The sequence below is a fragment of the Mycobacterium sp. NAZ190054 genome (assembly GCF_001545925.1).
Lineage (GTDB): Bacteria > Actinomycetota > Actinomycetes > Mycobacteriales > Mycobacteriaceae > Mycobacterium.
This window is the reverse complement of record NZ_LMVQ01000223.1, coordinates 16,689-31,715: the sequence shown is the minus strand read 5'-3', so window position 1 is coordinate 31,715 and position 15,027 is coordinate 16,689. Positions and strand designations below refer to the sequence as shown.

The window sequence follows — 15,027 nt, the reverse complement described above, 5'->3', positions numbered from 1 at the left end:
GCCTATTAGGAGTATGACTTTCCGGAGGACCAGGATGACCGTGACCGTCGACCGCCCCGCGCCCGCTCCCGCCAAGGCGGCTCCCGAGACCCCGAGTGCCGTGATCGACCGCGTCTCCCTGGTGCTGGACGCATTCGACGGTCCCGGCCGGCTCACACTGGCGCAGATCGTGCGACGGACCGGCCTGCCCCGCTCGTCGGCGCATCGCATGCTGGAACGGCTGGTCCAGCTGCGCTGGCTGCGGCGCAACGGCCGGGACTACGAGCTGGGGATGCGCCTGGTCGAACTCGGTTCGCTGGCCGTGCATCAGGACCGGCTGCACAAGGCGGCGATCCCGATGCTGCACGAGCTGCACGCCGCCACCGGACTGGTCGTGCACCTCGCGGTGCTCGACGGCTCCGACGTCGTCTACATGGAGAAGGTCGGCAACCGGATGACCGCGGCCATCCCGACCCGCGTCGGGGGCCGACGGCCCGCCCACTGCGCGGCCGTCGGCAAAGCGATCCTGGCCGACACCGACGAGAAGGACATCGAGCTCTTCGACGCCGACTTCCTGCCCCGGCTCACCAAGTACTCCGTCTCGACGCACGCCCAGCTGCGCACCGAGCTGGCGAAGGTGCGCTCGCACGGCATCGCCTTCGACCGCGAGGAGTCGGTGCCGGGGTTCGGTTGCGTCGCGGCACCGATCGGGGATCCGGGCCATGCGACCGCCGCGGTGTCGGTGTGCGGTCCGATGAGCCAGATGATGTTCGACCAGCGGCTGGTGGCGCCCGTACGGGTGGCGGCCATGCGCATCTGGCGCGCCGTCGAAGGCGGCCCGACGCGGGTGACGCCGACTCTGCAGGCGCAGCCGCTGCGCGGCCCCATCGCCCGGCCCGGCCAGACCAACCTGCAACCGGCATGAGTCTCGACCCGCAGATCGCGAACATCATCGACGCGCTGGATTCCGGATTCCCGCCTGTGCACACGATGACCGGCGCACAGGCTCGCGCGGTGATCCGCTCGCGATTCGTCCCGCCGGACCAGCCCGAGCCGGTCGCCTCCGTCGAGGACGGCACGATACCCGGGCCCGCGGGACCGGTACCGGTGCGCATCTACCGGCCGCAGACCACGGTGGAAGGCCCGCTTCCCACACTGGTTTTCGCACACGGCGGCGGCTGGGTGTTCTGCGATCTGGACAGCCATGACGGGTTGTGCCGCGCCTTCGCCAACGGCATGTCCGCCGTGGTGGTGTCGGTGCACTATCGCCGCGCCCCCGAAGAAGGTCAGTGGCCCGCGGCAGCCGAGGACATCCATGCAGCGGCAGCCTGGGTGGCCGGGCACATCGAGGATTTCGGCGGCAACCCGTCGGCGGTGCTGGTCGGTGGCGATTCGGCCGGGGGCAACCTCGCTGCCGTCACCGCGCTGATGGCACGGGACCGGGGCGGGCCTGCACTGGCCGGTCAGGTCCTGTTGTATCCGGTCATCGCAGCCGGTTTCGACACCGAGTCGTATCGTCTGTTCGGCCAGGGTTTCTACAATCCGCGACCCGCGCTGCAGTGGTACTGGGACCAGTACGTCCCGAACACCGCCGACCGGACCCACCCGTACGCCTCGCCGCTGTGCGCGGAAGACCTTTCCGGTCTGCCGCCGGCCGTCGCCGTGGTGGCCGGGCACGACCCGCTGCGCGACGAGGGGCTGGCCTACGTCGAAGCCCTGGAGGCGGCGGGTGTTTCGACCGTGTGCCGGTATTTCGAGGGCGGTGTGCACGGCTTCATGACGATGCCGGCGTTCGACATCTGCCGGCGTGCCCGCGCTCAGGTCTGCGCGGACGTCGCCGATCTGGTGGGCAGCATCGGTACCGCCGCGCCGTAGCGCTGGTCGGGATCCAGCACGCAGTGCGTGCGGCCGAACACGGTGACCATGCACTTGTTGTTGTGGTTGCAGCGGCTCCGCACCCCCGCGTCGGCGATCATCTTGTTCACCAGATCCGGCTCGCGCAGCAGCGCCCGGCCCATCGCGACGAAGTCGAATCCCTCGCGCATACCGGTCTCGACATGCGTGCGGTCGGTGATCCCGCCGAGCAGGATCAGCTTGGTGTTACGCACAACGGGCACGAATTGTCTTGCCGCCGAGAGCATGTAGAGATCCTGGTACGGGTAGCTACCCATCACCGATTTGCCCATCAGCCGCACACCCGGACGCAGCATCGCCGGCATCACGGTGGCGAACTCGCGGACCGGCACATCGCCGCGGAACAGATACATCGGCCGGTACACCGACGAGCCCTGCGTCAGCTCCAGTGCGTCCAGCATGCCGTCGGTGTCGAGCAATTGCGCGGTGCGCAACGCCTCGTCGATCCAGATGCTGCCGGGAAGGCCGTCGTCCATGTCGAGTTTGGCGATCACCGCGATACGGTCGCCGACGACCGCACGGACGCGCTGCGCGATCTCCCGCACCAGCCGCGACCGGTTGTCGATGTCGCCGCCGTACTCGTCCTTACGGCGGTTGATCAGCGGGCTGAGGAACGAGCTCGGCAGGTACAGATGCCCGAAGTGCAGTTCCACAGCGTCGAATCCGGCGTCCACCGCGACCTGCGCGGCCTGCCCGAACTGATCGATGACCGCGGCGATCTCGTCGCGGCGGATCTCCCGGCAGTACGCGAACGAGGTCGGGTTGACGAACCGGCTCGGTGCCACCGCGGTCACCCCGGTCAACTTCTTGGGCGCCACCACCCCGGCATGGCCGAGTTGCGCCGAGATTCCCGCGCCGGCGTCGTGCACCGTGTCGGTGAGTCTGCGCAGCCCGGGCAGGGCGTCACGGTTCATCACGATCTGGCCCGGGGCGCTGGCCCCCTGCGGCGAGACACAGCAGTAGGCGACGGTCGTCATCCCGACGCCGCCCTCGGCGAAGCGGCGGTGGAACGCGATCAGGTCGTCGGTGACCAGGCCGTCGGGTGACCGTCCCTCCGAGGTGGCCGCCTTCACGATCCTGTTGCGCAGCCGCACCGGTCCGAGACGGACAGGAGCGAACGGATCCGGGCTGAGATCGGTCATCACGTCACCGTCGACCTCGCGCGGCACGACGTCAACGGTGGTATCCCGATGGCCGGGATCGCCACCGTCGACGCGCCACGCGATCCCTAGTCTCGCTCCCATGTCCGAGGAGGTCTTCGTCATCGACCGGGTGGTCACCCGGCCCGGATGTGCCCGTGAGTTCGTCGACACCTACCTCGGCGGGTACGCCCCGGGAGCCCGGGAGCGCGGCATGACTTTGCGCGATGTGCTTGTGTCACCGCCGATCTGGTTCGCCGACGAGCCCAACACCATCACCATCACCTGGTCGTTGCCGAGCCCCCGGGCGTGGTGGGAGATGACGTGGCGGGGACGGCCGGACCCGCGTCTGGGCGCGTGGTGGGACGAAGTGGCCCACCTGATCGTCGAGCGCGACCGCAGTGCCGCTGCGGCGTTCGAGGACGTCGACCGGCTCTGCGATGTATAACGTCACCCGCCTCGTCGACGTCGCCGACGCCGAGCGCGACCGGGTGCATCGGGACCTGCTGCGGCTGGCCGAGCGGTGCGGGGCCGCCCGGCATCTCGTCGCTCCCACGCTGCCGGGCAGCCGCAACGGTGGTGACCTGCTCCTGCACCTTCGTTTCGACGACGAGGCCGCATGGGTCGACATCGCCGACCAGTTCGCCGCGGTCCTGCGTGATCCGGCGATCAGCCGCGTCAACGGCGTCGGATACCGGGGCCGTGCTCAGACCATTCCGGGCCGCGGCACCGGAACCGTGTACCGGACGCTGATGTTGCGCGTCGAGCCCGGCACGGACTCGGACACCCTCGCACGCTTCGAGGCAGACCTGCAGCTGCTGCCCGGACACGTCTCGACGATCGCCGCCTGGCAGTTGAGCCGTCCTGATCACACCGTCGGCGCGTCGGAGTGGACGCACGTGTTCGAGCAGGAGTTCAGTGATGCCGACGGCATCATGGGCGCCTACCTGATGCATCCGATCCACTGGGCCGTCGTCGACCAGTGGTTCGATCCGGAGTGCCCGAAAGTGATTGTCCGCGAACGGGTCTGTCACAGCTTCTGCCTTGACAGCACCCGTGTGCTGCGCTGAGCGCGCGGCTACAGACCGGCCGGCAGGATGTTGGGGTTCGCCGCGGCGGGAGGTTCCAGCGGCGGCAACACCGTCTCGCCGTCCAGGCTGTGCACCGGCAGCCGCTGTGACCACGGGTAGTGCAGGCTGAACGCCACCAGCCCGGTGCGGACCGCGGCCGGCAGGTGGCACATCGCCAGCACCGTCTCGGCCAGATACTCCACCGGCTCGGTCGGGAAGGTGTCCGGGATCAGATCCGCGGCGCCGGGTGTGCGGACCGCGCTGGACGGACCGACGACGTTGACGGCGATGTTCGAGTCCAGCAGTTCGGCGGCCACCCCCTGGGTGAACCGGTGCAGCGCGGCCTTCATCGACGCGTAGACGACGTCGCCGGAGGACTTGTTGTACTCGCGGTAGGGCCGGGCCGGCGCCAGCCCGGTGACCGACCCGATGTTGACGATCCAGCCTGCCCCCTGGCGGCGCATGTGCGGAACCGCTTTCTGGGTCAACACGAATGGCGTCCGGACATAGTGTTCGACCGTGCGGTCGAAGGTGTCCATCGCCATGTCTTCGATGACCGAGTAGTCGGCGTAGCCGGCGTTGTTGACCAGGATGTCGATCCGGCCGGTCCGTTCGACGACCTGGTCGACGAGTCCGGCGCGGGCGTCCGGGTCCTCCAGATCGCACGCGATGCCGAACGCCTTACCGCCGGCTGCCTCGATGAGGCCGATCGTCTCGCCGATGGTGCCCGGCAACTCCGCCTTCCGCCCCGCACGTGTCGACGGGGACGGCTGATAGGACCGGGCGGTGACGGCCACCGTGGCGCCCTCGGCCGCGAGCCGCTGCGCGACCGCGCGGCCGATGCCGCGGCTGCTGCCGGTGACCAGGGCCGTTCTGCCGGTCAACAATTCACTCACCGGAGCTCGAGGTCCTCTTCGTTCGGGACGCGATGGCTCTGCCACACGTCGATCAGCCGGAACGGGAACGCGGTCACGATGCGGCCGCCTCCGGAGCGGTAGTAGGTGTGTGCCGTCGGTGTGTGACACCAGACCGTCTGCGCCATCTGCTCGTCGATCTGGCGTACGTACTCGGCGAACGCCTCGGGTTTGACCTCGATGGTCGCCGCCTCACGCAGGGCCATCAACTGCAGGCACTCCATCACGTAGTGCACCATCACCTCGACGCCGAAGTTGTGACCGGCGCCGTGACCGGGACTGTAGTTGGGCGCCGACGAGATGAACATGTTCGGGAACCCGGGGACCAGCCCACCGCGGTAGGCGGCGGGGCTGTCCCCCCACACCTTCTTCAGTTCCACACCGTCGCGGCCCCGGATGTCGACGGTGGACAGGAAGTCCAGGTGATAGCCGGTGGCGTAGATGATCACGTCGAGGTCGATCTGGCGGCCGTCCGCGGTGACGATGCCGGCTTCGTTGACCCGCGCGGGCTCACTGGCTTCGACGTCGACGTGGGCCCGGGTCAGCGCCGCGTAGTAGCCGCCGGGATCGCGGATGATGCGTTTGCCGTACGGCGCGAAATCGGGGGTGACCTTCTTCGCCAGTTCGGAGCCGGCTCCGAACGTCCGGTCGATGTAGTCCAGGCACAACCTCAGCAGCACGTCGTTGGCCGGCGAGATCGACAGGTGGTCGGCGGCCCATTCCGGATCACGCACGATGACCGGATAGTTGTTGTCGGCGGTCCCCCAGAACGACTTGAGCCGGGTCCAGTTGGCGTAGAACGGGATATGGGCGTTCAGCCAGCGCCGGTGTTCGGGGACGTCGTCGGTCAGGCGCTTGCGGGGCGCCACCCAGTGCGGTTGGCGCTGGAAGACCGTGAGGTGTGCGACCTGGCCGACACAGGCGTCGACGATCTGCACGGCCGTGCATCCGGCGCCGATGACCGCCACCCTCTTCCCGCGCAGCGACAGCTCGGGATCCCATTCGGCGGAGTGGATACTGGTGCCGCCGAACGACTCCCGGCCCGGCAGCTCGGGCCATCGCGGCCTGTTGAGGTAGCCGGCGGCCGGGACGACGACGTTGGCGTGACCGACGGCGCGGGTGCCGTCCGCCGCCACGGTGTGTATCTCCCACATTCGGCGGGTCTCGTCCCAGTGCAGCGCCTCCACCTCGGTGCTGAACCGGATGTGGTCACGCAGCCCGTTCCTGTCGGCCACCGCCTGCAGGTACCGCTGGTACTCGGCTCCCTGCGGGTAATAGCTCGTCCAGTCGCCGTTGATGTCCCGCGACAGGGAGTAGTAGGCCGACGGGGTGTCGACCCCGATGCCGGGGTAGACGGTGGTGTACCAGGTGCCGCCGACCTCGTCGTTGCGGTCGACGATCTCGTAGTCGATGCCGGCGTCCGCGCACTCGAGGGCCGCGGCCAGTCCCGCGATACCGGCGCCGACGATCACCACCTTGAACCCGGGCGGCAGCGCGGCGGTCCGCGGCAACACCGGCTGCGACGGGTGAAAACCGCCCTGCTCCAGGAGGAGCCCGAGGTATTCATCACCCACCTCGGTGCCCAGCGCCAACGGAGCCACCCGTCCGAACAGGGTGATGTCGTCGGGGGCCGATGCGCCGGCGGGACGCGGCGCGCCCATCGCGGCCGCCACCGCCTCGACGAGTTCCTCCCGGGTCTGTGGGTCGGTGACCCCGACCTGCTCGGGCGGGTCCGGCTCGAACGTGATCCTGGCCGCGTACCGGTCGGCGACGCTCGGATCACCGGTCAGCTGGGCCAGCACCGCCACCAGGATCCCGGCATCCGCCTGCCGCAGATTTTCCCGAAGTTCTGCGGGATCAGGGGTCCTCGCATCCGCTGTCACGGTCTCGCCCGTCGTCATCGATCCTCCTCGCTGCCGGGTCGAGTATGGGATCACCGGCAGGGCCCGGTCGGTGGCCTTTCTACTCAGCGGGACGCCGCTCGATCCCCACAGTGCTGCTGGGCCTACAGTCGCGGACATGCAGGATCTGCACGGCGTGCCGGCCTCCGCGCGCAGCCACGCGCTCGGGGACATTCCGCGCCGGTCGGCGCGCAAGCACCCGGAGAAGCTCGCGATCGTGGACGGGGACGTCAGCCTGTCCTTCGCAGACTTCGAGCAGCTGGTCGACCGCGCCGCCGCGGCGCTGGCGGACCACGGCTTCGTGGTCGGTGACCGGCTTGCCCTGCTCGCCCATAACTGCTGGCAGTACGCGGTGCTGGCGTTCGCCACCGCGAGGGCCGGAGTGGTTCTCGTCCCGGTCAACTTCATGCTGACCGCCGAGGAGATCTCGTTCATCCTCGGCCACAGCCGGGCCACCGGTTTTCTCGTCGAAGCAGACCTGGTGCCGACAGCCGAGGAGGCGATGCGGCTCGGCGGGAACGTCCGCACCGCGGCCGCGATCGTGGCTCCCGGACAGGCCCTGCCGGCGGGCTGGGACGACTTCGCACAGTGGATGCAGACCGATTCGGTCGCGCCGGGCCCCCACATCGACGACGACCAGCTGATCCGGCTGATGTACACCAGCGGAACCGAGTCGCATCCCAAGGGCGCCATGCACTCCAGCCGCAGCCTGATGGGCAACTACATCAGCTCGATCATCGCCGGGTCCATGGAGGGCACCGACATCGAGATCCACTCGCTGCCGCTCTATCACTGCGCGCAGCTCGACAACTTCCTGATCACCGACATCTATCTCGGCGCCACCAGCATCATCCTGCCGCGCCCCGAACCCGAGGCGGTGTTGCGCGGCATCGAACGCTTCGGCGTGACAAACTATTTCGCCCCGCCCACGGTGTGGATCTCACTGCTGCGCTCCCCCGTGTTCGACGAGGTGGACCTGTCCAGCCTGCGCAAGGGGTACTACGGGGCCTCGGCGATGCCCACCGAGATCCTGGCTGAGATGCGGGAACGGTTGCCGCACCTGCGATTGTGGAACTTCTACGGCCAGACGGAGATGGCGCCACTGGCCTCGGCGCTGGGTCCTGACGAACAAGACGCCCACGCCGGCTCGGCGGGGCGGCCGGTGATCAACGTGGAGACGGCCATTCTCGACGACGACAATGAGGCGGTCGGGACCGGCGTGGTGGGCGAGATCGCGCACCGCAGCCCACATCTGATGCTGGGCTACCTCGATGACGACGCCAAGACCGCCGAGGCGTTCCGCGGCGGTTGGTTCCATTCCGGTGATCTCGGCTACTACGACCAGCACGGTCTGCTCCATGTGGTCGACCGCAAGAAGGACATGATCAAGACCGGCGGCGAGAACGTCGCCAGCCGTGAGGTCGAGGAAGCCGTGTATAGCCACCCGGCCGTCGAGGAGGTCGCGGTGTTCGGCGTACCGCACCCGGTCTGGGTCGAGGCGGTTGTGGCCGCGGTCGTGCTACGTGACGGCACGCAGCTCACCGAAGACGAACTGATGAGCCACTGCCGCACCCACCTCGCCGGTTTCAAGACGCCCAAGCAGGTGTTCTTCGTCGACTCGCTGCCCAAGAACCCGAGCGGCAAGCTGCTCAAGCGCGTGCTGCGCGAACGGTTCAGCACGCACTGACCACCGGGCGTGGCGCCCGATGAGACCACTGGGTGGGAAGTCCGTACCCCACACCACCCGGACACCGTTACCTTCGCCCGGCGCGTCCGCCGACCGTGCGGCGAACCCATTGGTGGCGAGAGGATTTCAAACCGTGAGTCATGCTCCGTTCAAGGGCCGGATCGCCCGCTTCGACGAGCCGGGCAAACCGTTCGCGATCGAGACGGTCACGCTGCCCGGCATCGGCCCGGGCGAGATCCTGATCAAGGTCACGCGCGCGAACATCTGCGGCTCCGACGTCCACGCCTGGCACGGCACCTTCGCCACCCGGGGTCTGGGCGGACAGCTGCCCACCGTGCTGGGCCACGAGATGGTCGGTGTGGTCGACGCCGTCGGTGACGGTGTGCGCGCCGACTCCAACGGAGCGCCGCTGAGCCCGGGAACGCGGGTGGTCTTCCCGTACTTCTTCTGTTGCCACACCTGCCGCAACTGTCTGTCCGGGCGGCGTAACGCGTGCCTGAATCTGAAGATGGCCATGCTCGGCCGCGCCGACGAGCCCCCGTACTTCGTCGGTGGTTACGCCGATTACTTCGTGCTGCCGGCCGGCGCGGTGGTCTACACCGTTCCCGATGCGGTGTCCGACGAGATCGCGGCAGGCGCGAACTGCGCTCTGTCCCAGGTCATGTACGGGCTGGAACGTGTGGACCAGCAGCTCGGTGAGAGCGTCGTGGTGCAGGGTGCCGGCGCCTTGGGGCTTTACGCCGTCGCGGTGGCCAAGGCCCGGGGCGCAGCCACGGTCATCGCGATCGACGGTGTACCGGAACGGCTGGAGTTGGCCACCGCGTTCGGCGCCGACGCCGTCATCGACATCACCGAGACCACCGACAGAGACCGCGCCAGGATCGTCCGGAACCTCACCGACGGGCAGGGCGCCGACGTCGTGGTCGAGGTCGTCGGCCATCCATCGGCGATCGACGAGGGCCTCAAGCTGCTCGGCCAGTTCGGCCGCTACGTCGAGATCGGAAACATCAACATCGGCAAGACCTTCGAATTCGACCCGTCGCGGTTTGTTTTCGCCAACAAGACCATCGTCGGCGTGTCGCTCTACGAACCGTCGGTGCTGTCCCGCGCGCTGACCTTCCTTGAGCAGTACCAGCACACTCTGCCGTTCGACCGGCTCGCGGCAGCCCGCTACCCACTGGACGACATCAACGCCGCGTTCGCCGCCGCGGCGGACAAGCGTGACGTCCGCGCCAGCATCGTTCCCTGACCCACCGACGGAAAGCGCCATGAGCAACCACGATTACCGCCGCACCGAACTCTTCATCGGCGGCGAATGGGTCACCCCCGCCGGCACCGACGTCATCGAGGTGATCAACCCCGCCACCGAACAGGTGCTGGGCTCGGTGCCCGGCGGATCGGAGGCCGACGTGGACGCCGCGGTCGCCGCGGCCCGGCGGGCGTTCGACCCGCTGATCGGCGTCGCGGAGCGCCGCGACCGACTCGACGCGGTGATCACCGCGATGGAGAAGCGTCTGCCCGGTATCGCCGAGACCATCACCAGCGAGATGGGCGCCCCCATCCGCATCGCGCAGTCCGTCCAGACCCAGGTGCCGCTGGCGGTGGCACGCGCCGTCGCAGATGCGGTGGCGTGTTTCGAGTTCGAGGAGCGCATCGGAAACTCTCTCGTCGTCCGCGAACCGTACGGGGTTGTCGCGGCGATCACCCCGTGGAACTATCCGCTGTACCAGGTGGTCGCCAAGGTCATCCCGGCGATCGCCGCGGGATGCACGGTCGTACTCAAACCGAGCAACGAAGCTCCGCTGTCGGTGTTCGAGTTCGTCGACGCCCTCGCCGAGGCGGGACTGCCGCCGGGTGTGGTGAATCTCGTGTCGGGACCCGGACGGGTGATCGGTGAACGGATGGCGGCCCATCCCGACGTCGACTTCGTGTCCTTCACCGGCTCGACCGGTGTCGGCAGCCGGGTGGGCGAGCTGGCCGGCCGGACCGTCAAGAAAGTGGCGCTCGAGCTGGGCGGCAAGTCCGCCAACGTGATTCTCGAGGGCGCCGACCTGGCCAGTGCGGTGAAGGTCGGCGTCGGCAACGCGTTCCTCAACGGCGGGCAGACCTGTATGGCCTGGACCCGCATGCTGGTACCGCAGGCACGCTACGGCGAGGCACTCGACCTGGTCGAGGCCGCAGTGTCGAAGTACACCGTCGGCGACCCGTGGGATCCCGGCACCCGGATCGGCCCGTCGGCGTCCGAAGCTCAGTACCGGACCGTGCTGGGCTTCATCGAGCGTGCCCAGCGCGACGGTGCCCGGTTATTGACCGGCGGCGCCGAGAAGATCGCCGACACCGGTTATTTCGTGGCACCTACGGTGTTCGTCGATGTCGACCCCGACTCGGAATTGGGTCAGGAGGAGGTCTTCGGTCCCGTGCTGGCCGTCATCCCCTACCGCGACACCGAAGACGCGCTGGCGATCGCCAACGGCACACCGTACGGCCTGTCCGGCGCCGTGTGGGCCGCCGACGACGACACGGCGATCGCGTTCGCGCGCGGGGTGCAGACCGGCCAGCTCGACATCAACGGCGGAAAGTACAACCCGGCGGCGCCGTTCGGCGGTTACAAGAAGTCCGGCATCGGCCGCGAACTCGGGCGCTACGGCTTCGAGGAGTATCTGCAGGTGAAGTCCCTGCAGTTGCCGTGACCGCCACCCGAACCCCCGAGAAGCGAGAGATGACCCATGGACAGCCCGAGTCCGCAGATCGTCACTACCGACGGTGCCGTCGATGCCGCCACCGCACTGGTATGGGCACTGGTCAGCCGGTGGCGGACCACCTGATGGCCGGCGCCCGGCTGGTTCCCCAGGCAGGCGTCCGCCACGGCGACACCGCCGCGCTGCGCACCGAGGTTCGGGCCTTTCTGGCAGAACAACGGGCGGCGGGGAGGTTCACCCCGTCGGTCGACGCGTGGCTGTGCGGCTGGGACGAGGACTTCACCGCCGCGTTGGCCGAGCGGGGCTACCTCGGGATGACGATTCCCGAGGAGTACGGCGGTCGAGGCCGTTCACACATCGAGCGGTTCGTGGTGACCGAGGAGCTCCTCGCGGCCGGGGCGCCGGTGGCCGCGCACTGGATCGCCGACCGCCAGATCGTGCCTGCTCTGCTCAAGGACGGCACCGAAGCCCAGAAGCGGGAGTTTCTGCCCGGGATCGCGTCCGGTCGTTGCTTTTTCGGTATCGGGATGAGTGAACCCGATTCCGGTTCGGACCTGGCCAGTGTGCGCACTCGCGCCACCCGGGTCGAGGGTGGGTGGTCACTGACCGGCACCAAGGTGTGGACCTCCGGAGCACACCACGCACACGCGTTCATCGTGCTGGCCCGCACCGCACCTGTGGACCCGGCGCACCGACACGACGGTCTGAGCCAGTTCATCGTGAGGTTCGACGGACCCGGCGTCGAGGTCCGGCCCATCGTGTCGATGAACGGCAGCCACCACTTCAACGAGGTGATCCTCGACGACGCGTTCGTCGCCGACGACATGGTGTTCGGGCAGATCGGTCAGGGCTGGCGGCAGGTGACCTCGGAGCTCAGTTTCGAGCGCAGTGGTCCCGAACGGCTGCTGTCCACATTCACGCTACTGGCCGCGACCGCCGAGAGCATGGCCCAGCACCGGACCTCCTACGACGCCGGCCTGGGCCGACTGGTCGCCAGAGTCGCAGGCCTGCATCACATGTCGACCGCCGTGGCCGGAGCGCTGGAACGCCGGGAACCCGCCGATGTGCCCGCAGCGGTGGTCAAACTGCTCGGCACCAGCACCGAAGGCGACATCGCGGACTTCGCCGATCTGCACACCGGCGACGAGACCGCCATCGATCCGGCGTTGCGGTCTCTGATCACGACCGCGGTGGATCAACGGCCCGGCTTCACCTTGCGCGGGGGCACGACCGAGGTGCTGCGCGGTGTCGTCGCGCGGGGACTGGGGCTTCGGTGACCGTCGACCGCGAGCTGATCGAGATGATGGACGGCGTCCTGGCCGCGCACCGCGGGAACCGTCCACCCACCGGCACGGCCACCCGGGATCCCGAATTGTGGGACAAACTCGACGGATTGGGCCTGGTGCGCCTGACCGGTACACCGGCAGGCGGCGGCAGTGGGGCCGGTTGGCCCGAGGCCGCCGCACTGATCGCTGCTTCGGTCAGGCATGCCGTACGGCTACCGCTGCCCGAACACGATCTCCTGGCTTGCTGGCTGCTCGAGGCAGCCGGATGTCCGGTCGACAGCACCGCGCGCACGGTGTGCGTGCTCGACGAATCCGGCACCGCCACCGCCGTTCCGTGGGCCTCCACCGCCGATCGGGTGGTGGTCGTCTGGACCGACGGCGACAGGGCTCACCTCGTCGACGCAGCCGCAACCGGCCTGCGAATCACGCCTGGCACCAACATGATCGGTGAGCCTCGCGATACCGTTTCGGCGGACCTCGCCGCACTGGGGCCACGTGCGGTCGCCGTGGACACCGCGCTGGTGTCGCAGTTGCATCGCAGGTCGGCGCTGGTGCGCTCGATCCAGGTCTGCGCCGCACTGGACGTCATCGTCGACCTCGTCGTCGAGCACACCACCTCGCGAATCCAGTTCGGCCGTCCCCTGGCGAAGTTCCAGGCGGTCCAGCACCTGGTGGCCGACATCGCCGCCGAGACGGCGCTGGCGCGCGCGGCCACCGAGGCCGCGTTGTCCGCGGCCGTCGACAAAGACTGGTCGGCACCGGATCTCGACTTCCTGGTAGCCGTCGCACGATCCTGCACCGGGCATGCGGCATCGGTGGTGGTCCGCAACTCCCATCAGGCGTTCGGCGCGATCGGCACCACCGTCGAACACCGGTTGCACCTGTACACCCGCGCGGCGCTGGCGTGGCGTTCGGAGTACGGATCGGTGCGGCACTGGGACGAACAGGTGACGCGCAGCGCGGTGGCTGCCGGCGCGAACGGGTTGTGGGGTTTGATCGCCGACTGAGGTGTTCCGCTGACCGGGCGGCGGTGTGTCGCTGCGCACACCGTGGCGGTTCACTCGTCAGCATGACCAACGAGATCACGCTGCCGGAAATTCAGGAGTTCATCGCCGGTTTCTGGTACCACTACGACCAGGGACGGTTCGATGTGCTTGCCGGCTACGTCGCCGATGAGATGCAGTACCTGAGCCGCTCCGACTCCGGCAACTGCCCGTTCGAGGAGCTTCTCGCCGCCGAGGTGCGGGGTGGTGCCGAGACGTTGGCGTGGCTGAGCAAGCACCGTGACGAGAACCCTTATCCGCTGCGGCATCACGCCACCAACATCTTCCGCACCGGCACTGACGGCGATGTCACCGACGTCCGGTTCTACCTGTACGTCAACCAGGTCACCAACAACGTGCCCTTCGACGTGTCCTCCGGGGTGGTGGACGTCGGCATCCGGCGTGCCGACGGCGGCCTGGTGTTCACCTCGATGACGGTGATACTCGACGCCGAGGACTCGATCCCGTTCGCGGAGTACCGGGCGAAGTCCGCCACCGCGACCGGCGCATGAGCCGGGCACGCGAAGCCTTCGGCGGCGGCATCGCGGTCATCACCGGAGCCGGCGCCGGTATCGGCGCCGGCCTGGCCCGGCACGCCCACCGGCTCGGCATGACGGTCGTGTTGACCGACGTCGACGGTCCGGCTGTCGCGGCACTACGCGACGAACTGCGGGCCGACGGTGGCACCGCCTGCGCCGAAGTCTGCGACGTGCGGGACGCCGACGCGATGGCCGCGCTGGCCGAGCGCGTCTACCGGGACATCGGCCCGGTGCGGTTGCTGGTCAACAACGCCGGTGTCGAACAGTTCGGCTATCTGTGGGACACCCCGGTGGCCAACTGGAACCGGGTGATGGACATCAACGTCAGCGGCGTCTTTCACGGTGTGCGCGCGTTTCTGCCCCGAATGATCGCCGCCGCATCTCCGGCCTGGGTGTGGAATCTGTCGTCGATCGGCGGGGTGGCCGCCGTCCCGTTGCAGACGCCCTACATCGTCAGCAAGCATGCCGTGCTGGCAATGACCGAATGCCTGCGTCTGGAGGTCGAGCTGGCCGGCCACGGTGAGCTGATCCGGGTGCAGGCCGTACTGCCGGGAGCGGTGAAATCGAACATCTTCGAGGCCGCAGGCGGTGTCGACGCCGGCGCCGCGGGCACCGATGTCGCCGCGGCCGAGGCTCAACGCGAGGCCATGCTCGACATCAAGGCCGCCGCGATGGATCCCGTCGAGGCCGCCGAGGTGGTGTTCGAGCAGTCCGCCCAGGGTGCGTTCTATCTGCTGACCCAGCCGGACTATGTCGGATCGGCGATGGCCGAGCGCGCCGAGGTGCTCAGAACGCTGACGCCTCCGCAGCTGCGCACCAAGCGCAGATTCGATCCGGCCAAGCACTGAAGACGGTC

General features: G+C 68.6%; 14 protein-coding genes. 11 read left to right on the top strand and 3 right to left on the bottom strand.

Annotated elements, in window-relative coordinates; all coding sequences use genetic code 11:
* Nucleotides 1–34: 34 nt before the first annotated feature.
* Both ASJ79_RS16345 and ASJ79_RS16340 read left to right on the top strand, forming a co-directional pair.
* A complete protein-coding gene (locus tag ASJ79_RS16345) occupies nt 35–904 on the top strand; it encodes an IclR family transcriptional regulator (RefSeq protein ID WP_067957057.1) in 870 nt (289 codons plus the stop codon).
* Complete coding sequence (locus tag ASJ79_RS16340; protein WP_067957054.1) at nt 901–1,854, top strand: alpha/beta hydrolase; 954 nt, start codon at nt 901–903, stop codon at nt 1,852–1,854. Before ASJ79_RS16345 ends, ASJ79_RS16340 begins: the two co-directional genes overlap by 4 nt.
* Here ASJ79_RS16340 and ASJ79_RS16335 read toward each other — a convergent pair.
* On the bottom strand, nt 1,797–3,035 hold the full coding sequence (locus tag ASJ79_RS16335) for an NADH:flavin oxidoreductase (protein WP_067957133.1): 1,239 nt from the start codon (nt 3,033–3,035) through the stop codon (nt 1,797–1,799). The two genes, ASJ79_RS16340 and ASJ79_RS16335, sit on opposite strands and share 58 nt — an antisense overlap.
* A 100-nt stretch (nt 3,036–3,135) precedes the next feature.
* On the opposite strand from ASJ79_RS16335, the gene ASJ79_RS16330 reads away from it, so the two are divergent.
* Nucleotides 3,136–3,480 carry a hypothetical protein gene (locus tag ASJ79_RS16330; RefSeq protein WP_067957051.1) on the top strand — a complete coding sequence of 115 codons (345 nt, stop codon included), beginning with the start codon at nt 3,136–3,138 and terminating at the stop codon, nt 3,478–3,480.
* Nucleotides 3,473–4,102 carry a Dabb family protein gene (locus ASJ79_RS16325; RefSeq protein ID WP_067957048.1) on the top strand — a complete coding sequence of 210 codons (630 nt, stop codon included), beginning with the start codon at nt 3,473–3,475 and terminating at the stop codon, nt 4,100–4,102. The genes ASJ79_RS16330 and ASJ79_RS16325 overlap by 8 nt, the downstream gene beginning before the upstream one ends.
* 8 nt (nt 4,103–4,110) lie before the next feature.
* On the opposite strand, the gene ASJ79_RS16320 is transcribed toward ASJ79_RS16325, so the two are convergent.
* Both ASJ79_RS16320 and ASJ79_RS16315 read right to left on the bottom strand, forming a co-directional pair.
* On the bottom strand, nt 4,111–4,998 hold the full coding sequence (locus ASJ79_RS16320; RefSeq protein ID WP_067957045.1) for an SDR family NAD(P)-dependent oxidoreductase: 888 nt from the start codon (nt 4,996–4,998) through the stop codon (nt 4,111–4,113).
* Nucleotides 4,995–6,917, bottom strand: a complete 1,923-nt coding sequence (locus tag ASJ79_RS16315; RefSeq protein ID WP_067957044.1) for an NAD(P)/FAD-dependent oxidoreductase — start codon at nt 6,915–6,917, stop codon at nt 4,995–4,997. The genes ASJ79_RS16320 and ASJ79_RS16315 overlap by 4 nt, the downstream gene beginning before the upstream one ends.
* 118 nt (nt 6,918–7,035) lie before the next feature.
* Between ASJ79_RS16315 and ASJ79_RS16310 the strand changes: the two genes are divergently transcribed.
* The 7 genes from ASJ79_RS16310 (at nt 7,036) to ASJ79_RS16280 (ending at nt 15,019) form a co-directional block, all read left to right on the top strand.
* Complete coding sequence (locus tag ASJ79_RS16310; RefSeq protein ID WP_067957041.1) at nt 7,036–8,604, top strand: acyl-CoA synthetase; 1,569 nt, start codon at nt 7,036–7,038, stop codon at nt 8,602–8,604.
* A 133-nt stretch (nt 8,605–8,737) separates the two neighbouring features.
* Entirely contained in the window at nt 8,738–9,853 is a 1,116-nt protein-coding gene (locus tag ASJ79_RS16305) for a zinc-binding dehydrogenase (protein ID WP_067957039.1), read from the top strand.
* A 19-nt stretch (nt 9,854–9,872) separates the two neighbouring features.
* On the top strand, nt 9,873–11,294 hold the full coding sequence (locus tag ASJ79_RS16300; RefSeq protein WP_067957036.1) for an aldehyde dehydrogenase family protein: 1,422 nt from the start codon (nt 9,873–9,875) through the stop codon (nt 11,292–11,294).
* Nucleotides 11,295–11,428: 134 nt separating this feature from the next.
* Nucleotides 11,429–12,580, top strand: a complete 1,152-nt coding sequence (locus tag ASJ79_RS16295) for an acyl-CoA dehydrogenase family protein (protein ID WP_067957130.1) — start codon at nt 11,429–11,431, stop codon at nt 12,578–12,580.
* A gap of 23 nt (nt 12,581–12,603) precedes the next feature.
* The gene (locus ASJ79_RS16290) at nt 12,604–13,596 is read left to right on the top strand and encodes an acyl-CoA dehydrogenase family protein (protein ID WP_067957127.1); all 993 of its coding nucleotides are present in this window, start codon (nt 12,604–12,606) and stop codon (nt 13,594–13,596) included.
* A gap of 62 nt (nt 13,597–13,658) precedes the next feature.
* Complete coding sequence (locus ASJ79_RS16285) at nt 13,659–14,144, top strand: nuclear transport factor 2 family protein (protein ID WP_067957033.1); 486 nt, start codon at nt 13,659–13,661, stop codon at nt 14,142–14,144.
* Nucleotides 14,141–15,019, top strand: a complete 879-nt coding sequence (locus tag ASJ79_RS16280; RefSeq protein ID WP_067957030.1) for an SDR family NAD(P)-dependent oxidoreductase — start codon at nt 14,141–14,143, stop codon at nt 15,017–15,019. The genes ASJ79_RS16285 and ASJ79_RS16280 overlap by 4 nt, the downstream gene beginning before the upstream one ends.
* Nucleotides 15,020–15,027 lie beyond the last annotated feature (8 nt).